General features: G+C 41.6%; 17 protein-coding genes. 6 read left to right on the top strand and 11 right to left on the bottom strand.

Annotated elements, in window-relative coordinates:
• Positions 1-130: 130 nt before the first annotated feature.
• Positions 131-1,702 carry a cation:proton antiporter family protein gene (locus tag GVO62_RS10050; RefSeq protein WP_159118994.1) on the bottom strand — a complete coding sequence of 524 codons (1,572 nt, stop codon included), beginning with the start codon at positions 1,700-1,702 and terminating at the stop codon, positions 131-133.
• 355 nt (positions 1,703-2,057) lie between these two features.
• Here GVO62_RS10050 and GVO62_RS10045 point away from each other — a divergent pair, with 355 nt between their 5' ends.
• Complete coding sequence (locus tag GVO62_RS10045) at positions 2,058-3,689, top strand: FMN-binding glutamate synthase family protein (RefSeq protein WP_159118992.1); 1,632 nt, start codon at positions 2,058-2,060, stop codon at positions 3,687-3,689.
• 73 nt (positions 3,690-3,762) lie between these two features.
• Here GVO62_RS10045 and GVO62_RS10040 read toward each other — a convergent pair whose 3' ends face one another.
• A complete protein-coding gene (locus GVO62_RS10040; protein ID WP_373996019.1) occupies positions 3,763-4,236 on the bottom strand; it encodes a c-type cytochrome in 474 nt (157 codons plus the stop codon).
• A gap of 192 nt (positions 4,237-4,428) precedes the next feature.
• Here GVO62_RS10040 and GVO62_RS10035 point away from each other — a divergent pair, with 192 nt between their 5' ends.
• Both GVO62_RS10035 and GVO62_RS10030 read left to right on the top strand, forming a co-directional pair.
• On the top strand, positions 4,429-4,851 hold the full coding sequence (locus GVO62_RS10035) for a universal stress protein (RefSeq protein ID WP_159118990.1): 423 nt from the start codon (positions 4,429-4,431) through the stop codon (positions 4,849-4,851).
• Between the two features lie 95 nt (positions 4,852-4,946).
• Complete coding sequence (locus tag GVO62_RS10030; RefSeq protein WP_159118988.1) at positions 4,947-5,303, top strand: diacylglycerol kinase; 357 nt, start codon at positions 4,947-4,949, stop codon at positions 5,301-5,303.
• A 30-nt stretch (positions 5,304-5,333) separates the two neighbouring features.
• Here GVO62_RS10030 and GVO62_RS10025 read toward each other — a convergent pair whose 3' ends face one another.
• The 6 genes from GVO62_RS10025 to GVO62_RS10000 form a co-directional block, all read right to left on the bottom strand.
• Complete coding sequence (locus tag GVO62_RS10025; protein WP_159118986.1) at positions 5,334-5,684, bottom strand: hypothetical protein; 351 nt, start codon at positions 5,682-5,684, stop codon at positions 5,334-5,336.
• Between the two features lie 232 nt (positions 5,685-5,916).
• Entirely contained in the window at positions 5,917-7,119 is a 1,203-nt protein-coding gene (locus GVO62_RS10020) for a tyrosine-type recombinase/integrase (RefSeq protein WP_236547121.1), read from the bottom strand.
• 1,855 nt (positions 7,120-8,974) lie between these two features.
• Complete coding sequence (locus tag GVO62_RS10015; protein ID WP_159118984.1) at positions 8,975-10,294, bottom strand: DUF2254 domain-containing protein; 1,320 nt, start codon at positions 10,292-10,294, stop codon at positions 8,975-8,977.
• Between the two features lie 129 nt (positions 10,295-10,423).
• Complete coding sequence (locus tag GVO62_RS10010) at positions 10,424-10,579, bottom strand: DUF2256 domain-containing protein (protein WP_159118982.1); 156 nt, start codon at positions 10,577-10,579, stop codon at positions 10,424-10,426.
• A complete protein-coding gene (locus GVO62_RS10005) occupies positions 10,566-12,104 on the bottom strand; it encodes a cryptochrome/photolyase family protein (RefSeq protein ID WP_159118980.1) in 1,539 nt (512 codons plus the stop codon). The genes GVO62_RS10010 and GVO62_RS10005 overlap by 14 nt, the downstream gene beginning before the upstream one ends.
• A 3-nt stretch (positions 12,105-12,107) precedes the next feature.
• A complete protein-coding gene (locus tag GVO62_RS10000; protein ID WP_159118978.1) occupies positions 12,108-13,532 on the bottom strand; it encodes a cryptochrome/photolyase family protein in 1,425 nt (474 codons plus the stop codon).
• A gap of 110 nt (positions 13,533-13,642) precedes the next feature.
• On the opposite strand from GVO62_RS10000, the gene GVO62_RS09995 reads away from it, so the two are divergent.
• A complete protein-coding gene (locus GVO62_RS09995) occupies positions 13,643-14,950 on the top strand; it encodes a DASH family cryptochrome (RefSeq protein WP_159118976.1) in 1,308 nt (435 codons plus the stop codon).
• A gap of 11 nt (positions 14,951-14,961) precedes the next feature.
• Positions 14,962-16,593 carry a cryptochrome/deoxyribodipyrimidine photo-lyase family protein gene (locus GVO62_RS09990; protein WP_159118974.1) on the top strand — a complete coding sequence of 544 codons (1,632 nt, stop codon included), beginning with the start codon at positions 14,962-14,964 and terminating at the stop codon, positions 16,591-16,593.
• Here GVO62_RS09990 and GVO62_RS09985 read toward each other — a convergent pair.
• Positions 16,590-16,877, bottom strand: a complete 288-nt coding sequence (locus GVO62_RS09985) for a hypothetical protein (protein WP_105931335.1) — start codon at positions 16,875-16,877, stop codon at positions 16,590-16,592. The genes GVO62_RS09990 and GVO62_RS09985 overlap by 4 nt on opposite strands.
• A 206-nt stretch (positions 16,878-17,083) precedes the next feature.
• Here GVO62_RS09985 and fabA point away from each other — a divergent pair, with 206 nt between their 5' ends.
• Positions 17,084-17,602, top strand: a complete 519-nt coding sequence (gene fabA, locus GVO62_RS09980) for a bifunctional 3-hydroxydecanoyl-ACP dehydratase/trans-2-decenoyl-ACP isomerase (RefSeq protein WP_120959213.1) — start codon at positions 17,084-17,086, stop codon at positions 17,600-17,602.
• 103 nt (positions 17,603-17,705) lie between these two features.
• Here fabA and rmf read toward each other — a convergent pair whose 3' ends face one another.
• Both rmf and GVO62_RS09970 read right to left on the bottom strand, forming a co-directional pair.
• Complete coding sequence (gene rmf, locus GVO62_RS09975) at positions 17,706-17,882, bottom strand: ribosome modulation factor (protein WP_105931333.1); 177 nt, start codon at positions 17,880-17,882, stop codon at positions 17,706-17,708.
• Between the two features lie 302 nt (positions 17,883-18,184).
• The gene (locus GVO62_RS09970; protein ID WP_159118972.1) at positions 18,185-19,942 is read right to left on the bottom strand and encodes a DUF3466 family protein; all 1,758 of its coding nucleotides are present in this window, start codon (positions 19,940-19,942) and stop codon (positions 18,185-18,187) included.
• Positions 19,943-19,954 lie beyond the last annotated feature (12 nt).

Here is a 19,954-nt window from a genome sequence, read left to right as displayed (position 1 = left end):
AAAACCCTTTTAACCTATTTGCGTGAAGTGTAGTCTCATTTTAGCGCTTTGTCAAAAAAACCTATTTAAAACATATATTTACAAACGATAACGTTTCTCAATTCATCCATTGTTCGCATTTAGAACCGCATTACTGTTGCGTTTGGGCATAAGCTAAACTTTCTTCAGCAAAACCAAGTCCTGCTTCGGTAAAGAAATTAAACACTTTATCAACGCCGTTCTCTAGCAGGTGTGACACTTCATCTTCATAGCGGGCAATGGCCGCAACTTTACCGGTATACCCAGCATTTTTGAGCTGACGAGTAATGTTGATGGAGTCTTGGATAGAAGGCAGTGCCAGCAACACTAACTGAACGTACTTTAAATCTAGGTTGTCCCATAAGTCTACGTCTTCGCCATCACCACAAATTACATTATATCCTTCAGACGACATTTCTTTTATTTTCTGTCTGTCAGCATCCATCCCCCATACATTAACGTCGCTTAGTTTTGACAACGCATTAAACGCTCCTCGCCCAACTCGTCCCATGCCCAAAACTAAAAACTCTGCGTTATTTAATGTTGGATAGACGTCTTCTTTTAAACGCTCTTCCTTCTCAAAACGTTTTATCACGTGTTTGTAACTGTGGTATTGAGAATGGGAATTTCGATAGAGCACACTGGTAATAACGAACGAGATAGAAACAGCAAGAGCAATTACGACCAACCATGTATTTGCGATTAGCCCTAATGACACTGCTAAAGCACCCACAATAAGCCCAAACTCGCTGTAGTTAGATAGTACTAAACTGCTTAAATAGGCTGTTCTTCCGCGCAACCGTAATGACGTAAATAGGCCAAAAAAGAGCGCTGCTTTCAAAGGAATGAATAAACAGAAAATAAACGCAAGGGTAATCATGCCGAGATCAGGTAGCGCGGTGAGTCCGATGGTTAAGAAGAAACCAATTAATAAAAGGTCTTTAAAGCTTAGCAGCGACTTTGCAAGTTCTGATGCTTTTTCGTGTTGAGCCAGCATAATGCCAAAAATTAGCGCACCCAAATCACCCTTTATATTGACGAGTTCAAATACGTGGTAGCCACCTAGCGCCAAAATAAATCCAGTGAGTGGAAGTAACTCTCCGTGTCCAGACTTATTTAACATCTTTTTAATTAGGGGCATCGCTGGGAACAAAGCTAGCAAGGCTAACGACCATATAGAAGGAAGTTTGCCGGTTGCTACCACAAGAAAGACAACTGCGAACACATCCTGCATTACTAAAATACCAATGGCCAAACGACCATGGCGAGTTTTGCTTTCACCGCTTTCCTCTAAAACTTTGACAACGCATACTGTACTACTAAAACTCAACGCAAAGGCAATAAGTGCCGCGCTCTTCCAGCTAAGCCCATCGACGAAATTTGCTGCAATGGCGCCTAAGAGATAAACACAACACGTAATAATGCCAACCCAAACAAGTGTGTGGGTTACACTGCCACCCCAAACCTCCCGTCGGCTTAAATCTCTGATATTGAGTTTTAACCCAATAGTGAAAAGCATAATTGTAATGCCCAAATTAGCGATTTGGGTTAAATCTTCGGTTAACGAATAACCTGCAAAATTAAGCAAAAAACCGGCAACGAGATAGCCGACAAGAGGAGGAATGCCGATGAGTTTAACTGTTAAACCGCACACAAATGCGAAGAGAAGAAATGCATACTCCATGAATTACCTTTCAAAATGTTGAACGTAAAATCCGTTATTCTCAGATAAGGTTATAATATCTAGCACCAAACCATGTCTTGAGGGTTTTTAAAACCAGCTAAATAGCTTAATGTTTCTGTTTTAAATGCTGACCTTAGACTAGCACGTAATAATCTGTTTTCGCAGCTAAAAAAACAGAAAAAGCGACACTTCAAGGTTATGCGTAACCATGTTGGATTCGTCCTATGATAATAGATTGTCGCTATATTTCAGTGAATTAACGCAAATATGAAACTGGTTCGCTTATTTGGGTGTATTGATGATTGCAGTGAGCATAATATGTGCTGTGACATGCCGAATTAAAGAAGGAATTTGAATGCGATTTACTATATTAACGGTACTCTTACTACTTGTGGCTTTTAATGTGATTATTGGAGTACTGTGGGCACCAGTTTGGTGGTTCCTTCTGCTCTCCATTACTTTATTAATGTTTGGGTTACATGATGCGTTTCAGAATAAGCATGCAATCCTCAAAAACTTTCCACTAATCGGCCGAGTGAGATGGACTGTTGAGGGGCTGAGACCTTATATACAGCAATACATTATCGAAACAGACACCGGTGGTGCACCGATTTCAAGAATGTACCGATCAATTGTTTACCAGCGTGCGAAAAATAGTCGAGAAACCATACCTTTCGGTACACAACTCGACACTTATAAAGATGGATATGAGTGGATAGGTCACTCTTTGTCTGCACGAGAAGTAGAGGACATGGACGAAGACCCTCGAATAACGGTAGGGGGCCCGCATTGCAAGAAACCGTATAGTGCGAGTGTATTAAATATCAGCGCGATGAGTTTCGGGAGTTTATCAAAAAACGCCATTCTCGCGCTCAATAAAGGCGCGGCTAAAGGTGGGTTTTATCACAATACGGGTGAGGGAGGTTTAACGCCTTATCACTTAGAGAATGGCGGCGATATTGTCTGGCAAATAGGGACAGGTTATTTCGGTTGTAGAACTGAGGATGGCGGCTTTGATGCGGATTTATTTCAAGAAAAAGCCAATCTTGAAAGCGTTAAAATGATTGAAATTAAGCTTAGTCAAGGAGCAAAGCCTGGGCATGGTGGCATCTTGCCAGCCTATAAAAACACCCCGGAAATTGCAGAAATAAGGGGGGTTGAACCCGGCACGCAGGTTGATTCACCGCCCAGACACAAAGCTTTTTCAACGCCATTGGAAATGATTGATTTTATCACGCAGTTAAGAGAACTCAGTAACTTTAAACCCATAGGTATTAAGCTTGCCTTAGGAAGAAAAAGTGAATTTATAGCTATGTGTAAAGCCATGGTAGAGAAGGGGGTTACACCCGATTTCATTACCGTCGATGGTGGTGAAGGAGGCACTGGAGCGGCCCCTCTAGAGTATTCAAATTCTATCGGATTTCCCCTTCGTGAGGCGCTGGCATTTATTGATGACTGTCTAACGGGCTTTGGACTGCGAGATAAAATAAAGATCATTGCCTCGGGCAAGATTATTACCGCATTTCAGTTGGCTAAAAACCTTAGTCTAGGGGCTGACATATGCAATAGCGCCAGAGGCATGATGCTGGCACTGGGCTGTGTACAATCCCTGTCGTGCAATACAAACAGGTGCCCAACCGGTGTTGCGACTCAAGACCCCAAACTCGCCAAGGGGCTAAATGTCGAAGATAAATACGAAAGGGTTTATCGGTTTCACAACAAAACCGTTCTTGCGTTGATGGATATTCTTTCTTCTACTGGGCACATAAGCACAACTGAGTTAAACAGAACCCACATCTTTAGAAGGGTCGATCAATGCCACGTAGCGCGCTACGATGAAATTTTTCCGCTCGTCAAAGCGGGTAGTTTTTTAACTGAAGAGGTGCCTGACCGATTTAAACTCCATCTACAGGAAGCCAATGCTAAGAGTTTCATGCCCTGCAGTTTGTTGGCCGAGATTGAAAAAGAAACAAAGGCTGTTTCCTAGTTACATTAGCGATACCTAATGAATGTTATGAATTAAAGCCCCAACGGAAGTGGTGGGGCTTTTTTACTACAAATTATTCTGTCTTGTCAGGAATGCGTAATTGATAGAGACGGTAATCACTCGTTCTGTAGGGCGTAACTTTATATTTGGGTTGTAAATATGCAACTAAATCTATTAATTCTGATACCGTAAGTTCATCGTTCACTACTCGCATCAACGATACGCCGTCTTCGCTCGTAAAGCTTGCTGGTTGACGAGGTGTGAGCTTATGAGACGGATTAATAATACTGGTTACAAGTTCTCCATATGTCTTAATTCGACCACTGCTACCGCCCAACGGTATTGGTTTTGCCAATAGATACTGAGCGTTTTCCGGCTCTTCTTCTCCAGCTATTCGATGGCAATCTTGACACTGATACTTTTTGAAAACTTGATAGCCTTGTTCCATATTCCCTTCGGGAAGGCTAAATCCTCTTGGTGAATTTGCTCCTTGTTCGCAGGCAAAAAGCAAGAGCGTAGCTAGTAGTAATGCTGTAATTCTCATCATCAACTTCTCCGGTAAATGTTTGAATATTTCAATATGCCTAAATTGCTTTCTAATTAGTATGGCTTATGTAACAGAACAAACATTGACCTAGCGCAATGTTAAACTAGATTCATAGGATTATTATCGGGGTAATTATTGTGAAGGTATAACTTAATTTTCATGCTTTCTCATTAGAAACTAAGGAGAAACTCCATGCAAAGCTACGACACTATTCTAGTACCGATCGACGTTTACTCTGACTACGAGTTGGTCGTTGAAAAAGCTATTGCTGTAGCCGGTAATAGTCATAAGATTCATCTTCTTTATGTTGCTTACCCCCAAACAAATATGGAACCCTATGGATTGTTTTTAGAGCGAGATTTTTCAGAAGAAGTAAGGGAACAAGCATTAAGGCAGTTAAAAGATGTAGCGTCAAAGCACGATATTCCGTATAGCCACGTGAATGTGGAAATCGGTTCGCCCGCCGATGAAATTCACCATGTGGCAGAAAAAATAAATGCTGACCTTATCGTTGTGGGCACTCATGGGCAAAGTGGACTTCGCTTGTTATTAGGCTCCACGGCAAATGCAGTACTACACGGAGTGAAAACTGATGTGCTTGCAGTTAAGGTCTAAATAGAAAGGGAAGGTTGTTCGAACCCAAAAGATGCTTTCCGTCATGTAGTTGTAATGAACGTTCGATAGCTTAACTATTTTTGTGAGTTTGAACGATGATTGTAAAACGGAAGGGTCTATCACGGGTTCTTTACGCCACGTATTATTCGATAAAAGGTTTAAGATCAGCGTTTGCAAGTGAAGCCGCGGTAAGACAAGAAATTTTCGCGATGCTATTTCTTGTCCCGTTTGCAGTTTATGCTGATGTTACCAACGTAGAACGTATCCTCATGATAATGTCGCTATGTATCGTATTAATAACAGAGCTTCTCAATACCGCTGTTGAAAAGCTCTGTGATCATGTATCAACAGATATTCATCTACTCATAGGCCGAGCAAAGGACATTGGCTCTGCAGCAGTATTTGTCAGCCTGTTACTGGCCGCATTTGTTTGGCTAACTATTTTATTGTGAATGGTTAAACGAAAATTCATCAACGTAAACCTAAAGTGCCTTTATCTTTTTATCACAACACTCATCAACTAAAGTACGAATTGTACTGTCTAGATTTTTGATATGAGAATAGTGAAGTGAGGTCTCGCCGCCATTGCTAATGTCTTTTATAGTGAACACTACATCATCGTCACGAGACGTGACACATATTCGAACGAAATCTTCAGACTGTGCCAGTGGAACATGAAGATAAAAAGGTTCGTTATGTGAATTTAAATAGTCCACCGCAGCCTCTTTCGTTTTGAAAGGGTCTTGTTTTTCTGGTTGGACATGCCAAGAAGAAGATGGGACGACCAATTCTGCGAGTAATTTTCCGTGCTTGGTATCAATTCCACTGCTCATGTAAAACTCCTTTATTTAAAAGCATCAACGCATCACATTAGCGTGTAATCTCCCACACGCTGATGCGCATTAATATTATTATTTAGGTACGGTACTTATGCGTCTTTGGGTTCAATAACAGGATAATGAGTAAGAATAGGCCGGGGCGAGCCAGATATGTTCTAGCAGGGCGAGGTTACGCGTAACAAAATAACTTTAAGAGAGAAACGTAAGTCTTTGAATAAATGCGCTATCATCGTTTTCTTTTAGCTGACAGCTTCGCCATACCCCCGCGTTTTACGTTCGCTTGTCTAGTATAGTGCCCCGGCATTTCTGGCGATTGCCATCCGCCAGCAAGCTGAAGTTCCGGAAGAGATGCACCATCTTCCGCAAGTGAGACTGCACCGCCAACGCGCCCACTGTGAGGTGTAATATTTTCTGTTATTCCTGCACGAAGTGCTATTCGCTGCCAGATTCTATAAACACTGGAGTAATTTAATACGTTCGCCATGTGGCTAGGAACATTCTCATCAAACGGTAAAAGCGCCGTTTTGTGATTTGTAAGGCGTCGAAAAAGAATACCTTTATGTAAACCACGTAGGTCTGATAGCTCTCTAGGCATTTTTGTTTTAGGGTCAAGATTGGCTTCGTTAATATATTCTTGAATCATAGAAATGGTACTTGAAGAAACGAACCTATATTGGCCTTGACCTGATTGATCACTTTTAGAAGAGACAACAAGCAACGTATTATTACGAGCAGATATGTGATCGACACAAACCCGAACTAATTCATCAGCGCGCAACAATGCATCGAACATTAGATTAATGATAGCGATGTCTCTCAACTCTAAAAGAGAATAAGGAATGATGGCGTTATTAATCTGTTCTAGCATTTCAATGGTAAGCGGAACTGCTTGCTTGTGAGACAAACGATATTTTCGATTCTCTATAAGGGACAAGCGAATAAAGTCTCTTAGATACGCTGAGCGTATAATTGGATTTGGTAGTTTTGCCACCCCAAGAAACTTACTCAGAGCAGAAAGGCGACGCTTGATAGTTCTGTAGGCGAGGGGAGAGCGGCACAACTCACCGACGTACTGCTTAATACATGTTTCATTGTGAGCGAAGTCATTGGTAAAACCTTGCATACCAGATTGTTTGCAAAAAATAGCAAACTCATTGTAATCACTAATATATGCTCGTTGCGTGTTGTACGGCAGTTTAGTAAAAATATCATGGTAATAATGTCCAAAGTTATGCGCTGAGGACGCGTCACTAGGTGTGATTAATTGAGCATTTAAATTGAGGGTGCTATTGTTGCTCGAATAGCTAGATTCAAAAGTTTTTTCGTGCGGTGTATTGGTGCTATCTTTGTCATGTGGGTAAACATTACTACGGGGCGCACCCGTCGACTTTTGCGGTAAAAATCGTGACGTATTTTGTTTAGAGGACATTAATAAGCCTTTACTGACAATAATGATGGCAAAAAATAAGCTACAATAATTATTTAAAAAATTGTATAGTACTGATTTATATAGATATTCACGCATGATAACTGTAATTATCATGCGTGAAAAACTGTAAATATCTCTTAGATGCGACCTAGTGCTATCAACCTTCCTTGTGATGTTTCGCTACATGTCTTTGTTTATTGCCTGCACTTTACCACACCACTGTATAATTAAACAGTATTGGTGTTTTCGTTGTCGATAGTCGTTAAATAAACGCACCCTCTAGCTAGGTTTTCTCAGTTTTTGGCTATTTCACATCGTGCGCTATGTGAAATGTGCAAGGCAATACCTCTATTGTTTGTTCAGATTTCACGTAGCGTCGCCTGAAAAATGAGCGCTTATTATGACTTTCAAAACAATGCCTATTTTAAACGGCTAAGCACTAAGGCGTTTGTACGACTGTTTTCTGCATGTTAGTAGGCAATGTTCTTAATCGCCCTTTGTGCATAACTATAATAGCAAAGCCGTTAACGGAGAATCTGTGGGATAGGTGACAGATGCGGCATAAACAGTTCTTCATAGAAGTAAACACCAAGGCCGCTCTCGATATGGTAGTTTTTAATTATGCTAACAGTAACGTTTATCATCGACCGTGGACAAAAGTGAATTCTAATTAAGAAGCTATTTTAAATAACCCACGATTTTGAAATTTTACTTTTATAAATACAATGCCAGCTGAGTGCTGAGGAACATATTTTTTTCCTTAACTAGCTGACTGAACAAGTGCGGCCGCCTGTGACCAAGATTATTTATCTAGTTTTATGAATTCCGAACTTAAAAGTAAGTAGCTAATAAAGAACATGAAAGTTTGATAATGCTCGTATTTACAATAAACGAAGCTACATATTCTTCAGAGATTTTTGTTTTTCAGGAATGCTATAAGTATTTTATCAACGTCATATTAAGGTCCATAGAGTTGAAAAAATAAATAATTCAAATCGCTAAACAATCAATTACTAGTTACATCAATATAAAGCACAATTTAAAAAGAGAGTGCTGAAATTATCTAAACAACGATTGAAAAGAAGCTTATCTATTTGAGGCTTTAGGTTAAGAATAAAAAGAGCGTCACATATTTCTTTCTACTGAACTCGCTATATTTATCAATAAACAATCTCTAACCACTGGTTTCGTATAACACCTCAGTTCTATTGCTTAATCACATATTCTATTTAACATAATATACATTATGCGTAATTAGGTATATGGACGATTAGGGAGTTGATGTCGCTCTATTTGGTTGGTTTGATGGCTGTGATTACTCACAGACTTTTATGCGTGGCTGCTGTGTTGGCTCTGCGTTTTGTTTTGGGCTTGTGCGTGAACGTCTAACTTACGTCGGTGTTTTTAATTTAAAACTGCTCAGATGATTTGATTTAGGTGTAATAAACTTAATCGTACGCTACGTGAAATCAGCAGTATGATTACCCTGATTTTTTGATTTCATTCACGTAGCGTTACGTCGTTAAATTAGGACTGTTTGAGGGTTATTTTGGAAAGTAAGTTATTAGTAGTTGCCAGCAGACTATTTTGATAACGCCACTTAAAATGCCATGAAGTATTTCATTGAGTTGGTACTTTGAATAGCTTTAATGTTTGCAACGGTTTGTTTGCATGTTTTGCTTTATCGAGTTCGCGTATAATTGTGTTGAGCAAAACATATTGTTGTTCATTACTATATTGACTTACGGTGTCTTACTGATGAAAATTAAGTTACATATCTATTGAAAACTTATACTTATTTCAGTGTTACCGCGGCCACTAGTTCAGTATATAGCTTTTCTAGTAGTCATTTTATTTAAGAGTTATTTCCTTTATATATGCTGGTCAATCGTTTTTTATCTTGTTCATAATCAAGTGCCATCATGCTTCGTTCGTAGCTTTGTTTAGCCAATACGGATGCAGCCTCTACAAAGGTCTTATCAACATCGTTAAAACAAGCCTTAATAGTCTTGAGCGATTTTTGGATACGTAAAGCCACTTCGATGTTAGCAGCTCCGTCTCGCGCTATACTTGTATATGCATCATCAAACAGATCGTTAACATTAAGTGCCGGTATAGATACGCGGTCGTATTTGTATATGCTTTTTGTATCACCCTTTGTAGATGTTTTTTGTAAGCCTGTATTGTTATCTTCTTCATCTATTGTCTCGCTTTTGGCTCTCCACAATAAAATCAAGCGTGTAATACTTCCGACAGCGTTAATAGCGGTTCCGTGATCGTTAACTGACGGAGATAGCGCTCTCGACGCGATTTCTGCCAATACAATGAGTCCGAAGCGAGGGTCAGCTTCAAAAGAGCGCGCTTCATTAATTGAAAATGCGCTAGCAATCTCATTGGCGTCAGACTTTGATTCTATATAGGCTAGTGGACGCTCAGGTGTAGCAAATTCACCTGGCAATATAACAACATTAACGAAACTTTTGTTTGTCTCGGCCCAGCGCTGTAGCTTGGCAATGTCGATCATCTGAACATAGCCTACCTGCTGTGAAAAAATAGCGTGTGTCCCCTGCTCTTTCACAAGGTTTTCGGGCACAGCACCAAGGCAAGGAGTATCTATTCTGTTTTTAATAGCGCGTTCCGTTGCCTTTTCGACTTTAAGCAACGTTGACTCCACTCGACCTAGGCGTGCCACGCTGTCTACCCAACGGATAAAGGTTAAGATCACCATGCCAAAGGTTAGACACGTCAAGCCGAAAAGGATAAATATTCCGGCTTTTTCGAAAAATGTATGGCTTATTGCTGTAAGGGCAACTGCACTATAAATAAAGGCACCAATAAAAACAGAGAGCGCATTTTGTGACACGTCATCAGAAATAATTAAACTAAGTGAGCGAGGTGTGGAAGATTGACTCGCCGAGGCGTAAGCATTCACCATGGTTCCTGCAGAAAAGGTCGCGATAACCATCATGCTAGATGCCATTATAGACAGTAACGTTTCGACAGATTCTGCTTTAATTTCGGGTATATGCTCGGCAAGTGATGTGCCATCGGCAATCTTTGCCACAAATACAACCATTAGCGATAACATACAGAAGCCCAGTGGTTTAACCCAAAGCTTTTCTTTAAAGCTGTATATTAGGAAACGCAATCGATCAACGGTAATAGGTGCTTCCACAACACACTCCTTGTTATTTGTTTTATCCATGTTTATACGGATGTGTGCAGGTAAATGATTAACCTGCGTTAATTGGCGACCTAAATCGTTTTCACTGGTCTTAATTTTATTCCCTATGGATATAATAAGTTATGCTTTCTGGGGTGATTGCGCGCTGCGCTTGTTGCCAGCGCAGCGCTTAGAACAGTAACGCACATTTTCCCAGTTCTTTTCCCATTTTTTTCGCCAAGTGAACGGCCTTTGACAAACGGGACACATTTTCGTCGGTAGGTCAGACTTCTTCATTTTTTGTTAACTTTGACAAAAAAGTTGCGGCATCCTGTTTCATTGTTTCTATGTTCTCTTCTTTCATCCGCCCATAGGTTTTATAAATCATGGCCATACGATGATTATTGCTAAGCTTTTCTTTTTGCTTATCAATAAAGTGCCAGTATAGGTAATTAAAGGGGCACGCTTTTGGCCCTGTTTTTTTCGAAACTTGATATCCGCAGTTTTTGCAGTAGTTACTCATTTTATTGATGTAGCTACCGCTAGCTACGTAGGGCTTACTTGCTAAATTACCGCCATCGCTATACAAAATCATGCCCGCTACATTAGGTAGTTCAACCCATTCATAAGCATCGGCGTAGACCAATAAATACCATGCTTGAACTTCTTCAGGACTCAACTCAGTAAGCAGACTAAAGTTCCCTATAACCATTAGCCGTTGAATGTGATGGGCATACGCGTTTTTCTGGGTCTCTTTTATGCACTGACGCATACAGTTCATATTGGTTTGTCCGTCCCAGAAAAACGAAGGAAGAGCCCGGCTGTTATTAAAATAGTTATCTGTTTTTAAGCCCGGCATGAAGTGCCAGTAGAATCCGCGTACGTATTCCCGCCAACCCAGAATTTGACGAATAAAGCCTTCGGCCGAATTTAAAGGGGCCTGCCCTGCGTGATACGCTTGTTCAGCAGCCTGAATAGCTTCACTGGGCGTTAGCAAACCACAGTTTAAGTAGAAACCAATGTGCGAATGATATAGCCAGGGCTTACCTTCCACCATAGCATCTTGGTACTGGCCAAAGTTAGGTAAGCGTTCATCTATAAAAGTATTGAGTACGGCTAGCGCATCCTCACGGGTAACCGCAAAATGAAAATCTTCAATTTCACCGAAATGCGCTTCGAAATTGTTATTGACGAGCTCAATGACTTCGGAGGAAATGTCATCTGGTTTGAAGACTGTGTGCTTAGGTACTTGATGCGTCTCAGGCATAGATTCACGGTTTTGCGCGTCATAGTTCCATTTTCCGCCTATTGGATTTTTTCCATCCATTAACACATTATGTTTGCGCCGCATTTCACGATAAAAGAACTCCATTCTAAGCTGCTTTTTACCCTCAGCCCATGAACTAAACTCTTCAGGCGTTGCTAAAAAGCGGTTGTCCTCACAAATGGTCACCGGGATGCCAAGTACACTTTGCCACTGCTCCATACTTTTAAGTAGCCGGTATTCACCTGGCGACGTAACTTTAACGTCAGTGAAACTTTGCGATGCAAGCGAATGCTTTACTTGCTCCAGTAAACTGCCCTTGTTCTCTTCATCGTCATAATGAACATAGTTAACGTTATAGTTGCTATCCCGCAAATGCTTCGCAAAGTGACGCATAGCACTAAATAAAAAAGCAATTTTCTTCTTGTGGTGCTTAACGTAAGTGGCCTCTTCGCGCACTTCTGCCATTAAAATCGTGTCTTTCGTTTTACGCGCATTAGCGATGGCGGGTAAGGTGTCAGTAAGCTGGTCGCCTAAAACTAAAATAAGTGATGCCATACCCTACTCTTTTATTTCCTGAAACGCATCTAAGGCACGCTGGCGGGATGCTTTTAAATCGACAATGGGTTTCGGATAGTGCTTGCCTAATTCAATTCCCGCGTCTTTCAAAATGGCTGAAGGTGCTTCCCAGGGTTTATGAATGTATTTATCTGATAAACCATTAAGCTCAGGGCAATATTTACGAACGTATGTGCCCTTTTTATCGAATTTTTCACCTTGTAACACAGGATTAAATACTCTGAAGTAAGGTGCAGCGTCTGCTCCAGACCCTGCTACCCATTGCCATCCCGCACTGTTGCTCGCTAAATCAGCATCTAACAAGGTATCCCAAAACCAGCGTTCACCTTCGTGCCAGTCAAGCAGTAAGTTTTTCACCAAAAATGACCCAACAACCATGCGTATGCGATTATGCATATAGCCCGTTTGCCATAATTCTCTCATGCCTGCATCGACAATGGGTATCCCCGTTCTTCCTTTTTGCCATGCTTTTAGTGCTTTAGCATCAGTGCGCCAAGGAAACTTATCGAACTTATCGTTGAAGTTTTTATTTGGAAGCGTAGGAAAGTGAAACAGTAAATAGTAGCTGAACTCACGCCAACCCAATTCGCTTAAATAGGTTTCGATACTTTTATCTTCACTATTACCAAACTTATCTTTAATGGCATACCAAACTTGATTGGGCGATACTTCACCAAAATGTAGATGCGGAGATAGGCGTGACGTGCCACGTGCAGACGGAATGTCGCGACCATCTTTATATTTTCTCGCAGAGTTCTCGATAAAATCAGATAAGTTATCAGCGGCGCCATCTTCGCCTGGTGACCATTCTTTAGCGATAGTCTCATCCCACTTGATGCTTGGCAATAATGCCAATGATGCTAATTGGTCACCTTCACTTTTCACGTCAGCGTAAGTAATTCGTGCTGGAGGTGCTTTGGGGTAGCGCGGTTCTTCAACTTGTAAACAACCATTTTTGTAATACGGAGTGAAAACGCGGTATGGAGTACCGTCTTTTTTCAGTACCTTCATAGGTTCCCACAATAAACTACCATTACAGCTATGTGCCTCAAAACCCTCGTCTATAAGATGCTTTTTGAGTGCTTTATCCCGGTTTATCTGCCATGGCTCATAACAGCGGTTCCAAAATATAGAGCTCGCGTCGAACGTCTTCATTAACCCTGGAATAATAGTTTGCGGGTCGCCTTTGAAGATCTGTAAGTGACCGTTTAATCGCTTGTTTAACGACTCAAGTGAATGATGAAGCCACCACTGGCTCGCACCGCCAGGAAGCCTGCCGTCAGGCGCATTGTCATCATAAATATAAATAGGAACGATTTTGCCCATATCACAGGCTGCATTTAACGCGGGGTTATCTTTTACGCGAAGGTCTTGTCGGAACCACATAATGCTTGTAGGAACGGTCACTTTTTTTCCTTTTTCACTGCACTTAATTTGAATTATTTTCGTAGTGTTAGATGTACGTATAATTTTAGATTCTGGATCCGACAAAAAACTAAAAAGCGTGACAAATTAGTATGATAAATAACCAGCGAGAAAGTGAACTTACAAACGATGTTCGCAGAGGTTTGTTTTGGTTTCGACACGACCTAAGACTTCACGACCAACCGGCGATACTAAAGCTTTGTGAAGAAGTATCAGAGATAACATTTACCTATATATTGGATGAACAACATTTTCTTCCCAACGAGTTTGGCTTTTCGCCAATGGGTGAACACAGGTATACATTTCTACTTCAGACGCTAAGCGATTTAGAGCAATCACTTAATAAATATGGTCATAAACTGGTAGTGTTGAGAGGTAAAACAGCTGACTGTTTAGTTAACCTTCTACGAGTCGGTGACTATACGCACTTAGGTGTAAGTCAGCATTGCGGCTATAACGAAACGGCTCAACTTAATACCGTAAAACGCTTCTTTGACACATTAACGGTTATAGAAACCGCTACTTACGGCCTTTTCGACGTTAATAGTTTTCCTTTTGCGATTGAAGATATGCCTGATGTATTTAGTCCATTTCGCAGAAAAGTAGAAAAGCACTGTGAACCAATACCAGTGGTTAAAACGATATCACAGTTGCCGAGCCCTTATGCCCCTGAAGTTGAGCAGCAATATCGCTTTGAGATAAACGTAGAACTGCCCGCTTCGCCAAGCCATACTTTTGTTGGTGGTGAGAAAGCTGCGCTTACTCACTTGAATCGCTATCTTTTTGATTGGCATGCGGCCGCAACCTATAAAGAAACACGAAATACGCTCGATACGTGGGAGCATAGCACTAAACTCTCTGCGTGGTTAGCGAATGGCTCCCTATCTGCTCGCGAAGTAGTTAGGCAAGTTAAAGAATTTGAACAAACTATTGAAAAAAATGATTCCACCTACTGGATTTATTTTGAGCTTTTATGGCGTGAATTTTTTCATTGGTTGCAGTGTAAGTATGGGTCTAAGTGGTTTCGCTTCAGTGGAATCCAAGGTAAAACGCCTTCAACCAAACACGATCCAGAAACCTTTACTCGTTGGTGTGAAGGTAAAACAGGTTATCCTATTGTAGACGCTTGTATGCGTCAGCTTGCTGAGACCGGCTACATGTCAAATCGAGGACGTCAACTAGTTGCGAGCTGCTTTGTACACGAACTTCGTCAAGATTGGCGCTATGGTGCAGCATGGTTTGAGCATCAACTCGTCGATTTTGATGTAGGTAGCAACTGGGGAAACTGGCTATATCTTGCGGGTGTTGGGAGCGACCCCCGTGGTCATAGGCAGTTTAACTTGCAGAAGCAAACTGATACTTACGATCCAGACGGCACTTTTCGTAACAAGTGGCTGTAGTTGCTTTTTCTATGCCGACATCAAGTAGTAAACAAGCGGTAACGGTAGTTTGGCTTAAAAGAGATTTGCGCTTACGAGACCACGAACCGCTCTTTCGAGCAGCGATGGCCAATGAGCGTGTACTTCTGCTTTACTGCTGGGAGCCTTCACTTTTAAGAGACCCCCACATGAGCGAGCGCCACTGGCGCTTCGTTCAACAAAGTCTTGATGATATAAACCGACAGCTACCAGAGAATATCACAGTCCTCTCACTGCACGCAGAAGTCGTGGAAGCTCTTGAGTATATTTCTCATTTTTTTTGTATTTCTTTGGTTAGAAGTTACCAAGAAATCGGTCTAAAGGTTACGCATAACCGTGACAGGAAAGTATTTAAGTATCTGAATTTAAGAAGAATACCTTTTATTGAGTCATCTTATGGTGCTGTCATACGCGGATTGCCACACCGGTCAGAGTGGCAGATAAACTGGGAACGTCATTTTGCTGAACCAACCTTTGATTTCGACATTAATCATGTGAATTGGATAGACTGGCGAGCCAATCAGAAAATACACATCGCTGAGCAAACACTTAGTGCGTTATTGGCATCATATAGTTCTTATGGGGGCAACTTTGATCAAGGCGAGCAAGAACCACATTATGTCGCGCAAGATGAAACGCAAATATATGGCGAGGGTATGCAGCCAGGCGGAGAACGTCGTGCTTGGCAAGTGCTGAAAGATTTTTTCAATCATCGGGGTCAGTTTTACCATCAGCATATTTCAAAGCCCGAACATGCAAGACGCGCATGTACACGCCTGAGCCCTTATTTAGCATGGGGCAACGTTTCAATTAAGCAGGCCTATCAAAGCGTACAGTTACAAAGGCAATTAAAAAAATCCCTTTCCCAAGAAGAAAAAAAGAGATGGAGTCGCGCACTTTCTGCCCTCACCTCTAGGCTCCATTGGCATTGCCATTTCATTCAAAAGTTTGAGAGTGAATGCAGTATTGAATGGCGACCAATGAATAGCGCATACGAAACCTTTCCTTATATCGACGGTCCGGAAGCGGAACGGCGTTTCTATTATTGGAGCATCGGGCAAACCGGTTATCCTCTTGTAGATGCGTGTATGCGTGCGTTAAAGCATACGGGATATCTCAATTTTCGAATGCGTGCTATGGTTACCAGCTTTCTATGTCACCATTTAAACGTACATTGGCTAAAGGCTGCTCACTACTTGGCGACTCAGTTTTTAGATTTTGAACCGGGTATTCACTATCCACAAATTCAGATGCAGGCGAGTGTGACCGGCATCCATACTGTTCGGCTATATAATCCTGTTACACAATCAAAAAAACTGGACCCTGACGGCGTGTTCATCAAAAAGTGGATACCAGAGCTTTCAGCGCTGCCAGATGATGCTGTGCACGCGCCTTATCTGCTTCCACCACTTGAGGCGGTCATGCTAGACTTTGAGCTTGGCAAGGATTACGTTGCTCCTATTATTGATATCTCAGAAAACAATCGAGCCACGGCAAAGCGTTTATGGGACTACCGAGAACGGGATGATGTGCTTAAAGAAGCGAAGCGTATAGTTCAGCGACATACTATGCAAAATAGCCCTAGTCGAACATGGCTGAAAGCCAAGGCAAATAAAAATGCCTAACGATTATTTTTTCTAAGCCACTCATTGAGCAACTTTATTTGACCGCATTTGTAAGCGGCATACATTAATCGCATAGCATTTGACATGGCTTCGCTATCTGTCCATCCGGTTTTATCGCGAATTTCGTCGTAACACGCTTTAGCTTCCGGACTAACATAGCCCCTAACCAGTTTTTTACCGGCTTCTTTCTGTCTTTCTCTAAAACGACGCTGTTTATCGGCGTTTGCTTTTGCCTTATCTGTCGAACTACTTTTATTGGGCGTTTTTGTTGTTTGTTCTGTCATAGTTTTCACACGAAATTACGTTATTGTAGATCTAAAGACAATTGCTGTATAAATATCACGCTATTAGTGCGATATTTGTTCTAGCCTGATAACTAAAGCTATAGTAGCATGCGTTTTTCTTCAGAAAAATCACTGTTCAGAGTTGTTTGGCTTACAAGTGTTCGCTAGATTAGCAACATCATTTTAATAACAACATCGAGTTGGGAATGTCAGAGAAGAAAAATAGTTTTAATAAAGAAGATTTACTAGCATGCAGCCGTGGGGAAATGTTCGGTCCTGGTAACAGTCAACTTCCCGCGCCAAATATGCTTATGATGGATCGCGTCGTGTCGATTACCGAAGACGGTGGCGAACACGGTAAAGGCGAAATTGTCGCTGAATTGGATATAACCCCTGATCTATGGTTTTTTGACTGTCACTTCCCTGGAGACCCAGTAATGCCAGGCTGTCTTGGTTTAGATGCGATGTGGCAGCTTGTTGGTTTTTTCTTAGGTTGGAGCGGAGGTCCTGGTAAAGGGCGCGCACTGGGTGTAGGTGAAGTCAAATTTACAGGTCAGATATTACCGACGGCTAAAAAAGTTACCTACAAGATTACTATGAAACGCGTTATTAAGCGTAAGCTGTTCATGGGAATGGCTGACGGTTCAGTAGAAGTCGATGGCCGAGAAATCTATGTGGCAAAGGATTTAAAAGTTGGGCTATTCCAAGATACGTCAAACTTCTAGCATTTAAGGCTGCTAACTGCTTTGAAGGAAATACTTCAAAAACAAAAAAAGCCCCTTTTCAGGGGCTTTCCTTTTTGCATAATCAGTTCATAAAAGAGAAGTGTTATTTAACACTCAGACCTAAGTGTCTATCTTCTACTGCCTCGCGCCATCCACCTAACCATTGTGAACGAGCATCGTTTTGCTGAAATGGACATAATTCCTTCGAGCGACCGCTAATACCAGCTTGATAGCCTTTTGCATGTGCGCGTGTCAGTTTATCTCTTTTTTGTCTTTTCATTGATTAGCCTCTTTTGTTTGTTGAATGTACAACAAATCATTTTCTCGAGCGCTCTACATCATTTCGGTTGATAGTGCCGGAAAAGTTTTTGCGTACACTACTTTGATAGTGCAATTATCAAAATGGTTCAAGAAAAATAAAAAATTAAAGGGCTTGACTTTATTTAAACAAATGAAGTTTCGATGAAATTTATGTTACATTTTTTATGCATAAATATGTCACTTGTTACAATTTTTAGGTATAAAAAAAGCCACAAGATTGTGGCTTCTTAATGTCAGAATAAATATTAAACAGTTATTCTTTTATTTTTTAAAACGTCTGCGTATAAATGCTGCGGTAAGCAAGCCGAACAATGCAAACCAGCCCGTGGAAGCGCCACTGCGTTCAAAGGGTTGCTCGTCTTCTGGTACTTCACACTCGTCTATAGAGCCATTAGCAATAGGCGATAGCTTTACTGCGACAATGGTGTCAACGTCCACAGTTTCTCCGTCTGAGTTAATTATGTCGTTGCCGGTAACATATTTACTCGTCGCCTTGATACGCGCGTTCGCAATTATCTCGTTGTTATCGTTTATATCAACCGCTTCAAGCAGTTCATAGTTGTTGTCACAAGATACGAGATCATTGAGGTCAGTGAATTCTTCAGTATTAATGTTATACATAAATGCAGCGGTTTCTCTAAGGGTATCGCTTGTCGCATCAACGTCGGCTTTACCAACAACGATATTGTTATTGTTGATTGCGTTCGCCGTTACGCCGGCACTTGAGAAGAATCCAGCCGGATAATGCTGCTCTTGCGTGTCTAGATTGTAAACAAATAACCGAGAACGTGCGATATCACTCTGAGAGCGAAGCACCGCGCCTGTAACCCAATTCTCATCGTTTATTGCGATGGCTTGGCTAAGCAGGTTTTCTTCTCTTGGAAGAAGCTCAATGGTCTCCCCGTCTCTGAATACTGTCGCGACCCGCTCACTCTCAGATAACCCAGACTGATTTGGGCGAGTGATAGTAATTCTGTCACCTGTAAGTCCCTCACCTACGGCAATGCCCTGATTATTAATATCGTAGGCATAAGTGAAGTAGTGACGCTCGTCGGCTTCATCTGGCTCAAAAAGCAGTGGATAGGTTTCTGTGCTAATCACATCACCATTAACGTCGATTTGCCAAATGGTAGCGTTCACTTCAGAAAGTAAAACGAAGCCAGGTAAATAATTCGATGAAGTATTAAGGAAATAGCTCGAAATTCTTGGTACTGCAAAATCGCCATTATATACGGTAAATAAGCAACGTCCCTCGGACTGATCGCCTCGTTGCTCTTCATCTGTACACGTCTCGAGTGCCTCGTCAACGTCTTCGCGAAAGCTTACCGTACTAAACCCCGCTACCTGGAGGTTTTCATTTACCGCGCGGGCTGAAGAAAATCCGCCTGCTTTGGTGTCAACTGCCGGAAGGACTTTCGTTACACCTGATGCTTGAACAAACCCCTGTTGTGCCGATTCGGGATATGTGTAGTTAATCGTATCGCCATTTTCGTTTTCGTAGGAGTCTAAAACAACTAACCCAGAGGAATCGCCAACAATGAAGTTACCGTTCAAACTGTCTCGGCCAGTGACTTCAACTGACTGCGTGTAGTCATCAAACTTATCCGTTACTTCATCGAGACCAGGTACAAGCGAAATATCTTGCGTGTCGGTAACATAGGTACGAAAAGACGCAAGTTTTTGCCCTTGGACTGTATTCGTGTTTTGAAGAAGGAAGTTTACAATTGTTGTGTAATCAACATCAGTAAAGACACCTTGTCGAAAATCTTCTTCGTTCTCTAAACTTTCACCAAACTGGTCGAAAAAGGTGGTGTCGTTCTCAAGCTGCTCCACATCGACAGGTGGATTGTACTCAAGCTGTACAACAGACAGCATTTTCCCCGAGTTATCGATAGAGCGAGCGAAATTATTTCTAGCGGTATCCTGTAAAGGAAGAGGCGTCACGGAATAGGTCGCGGCGAATGCCGAAACACTTCCTGTTGCCAACAGAACGGCGGCGGCAAGCTGAGTTCGTTTCATTTAAAATCCTAT

It is taken from the genome of Alteromonas sp. KUL150 (assembly GCF_009811475.1).
GTDB lineage: Bacteria > Pseudomonadota > Gammaproteobacteria > Enterobacterales > Alteromonadaceae > Alteromonas > Alteromonas gracilis.
Note: the sequence above shows the minus strand (reverse complement) of the source record. Positions and strands in the feature narration are given on the sequence as shown.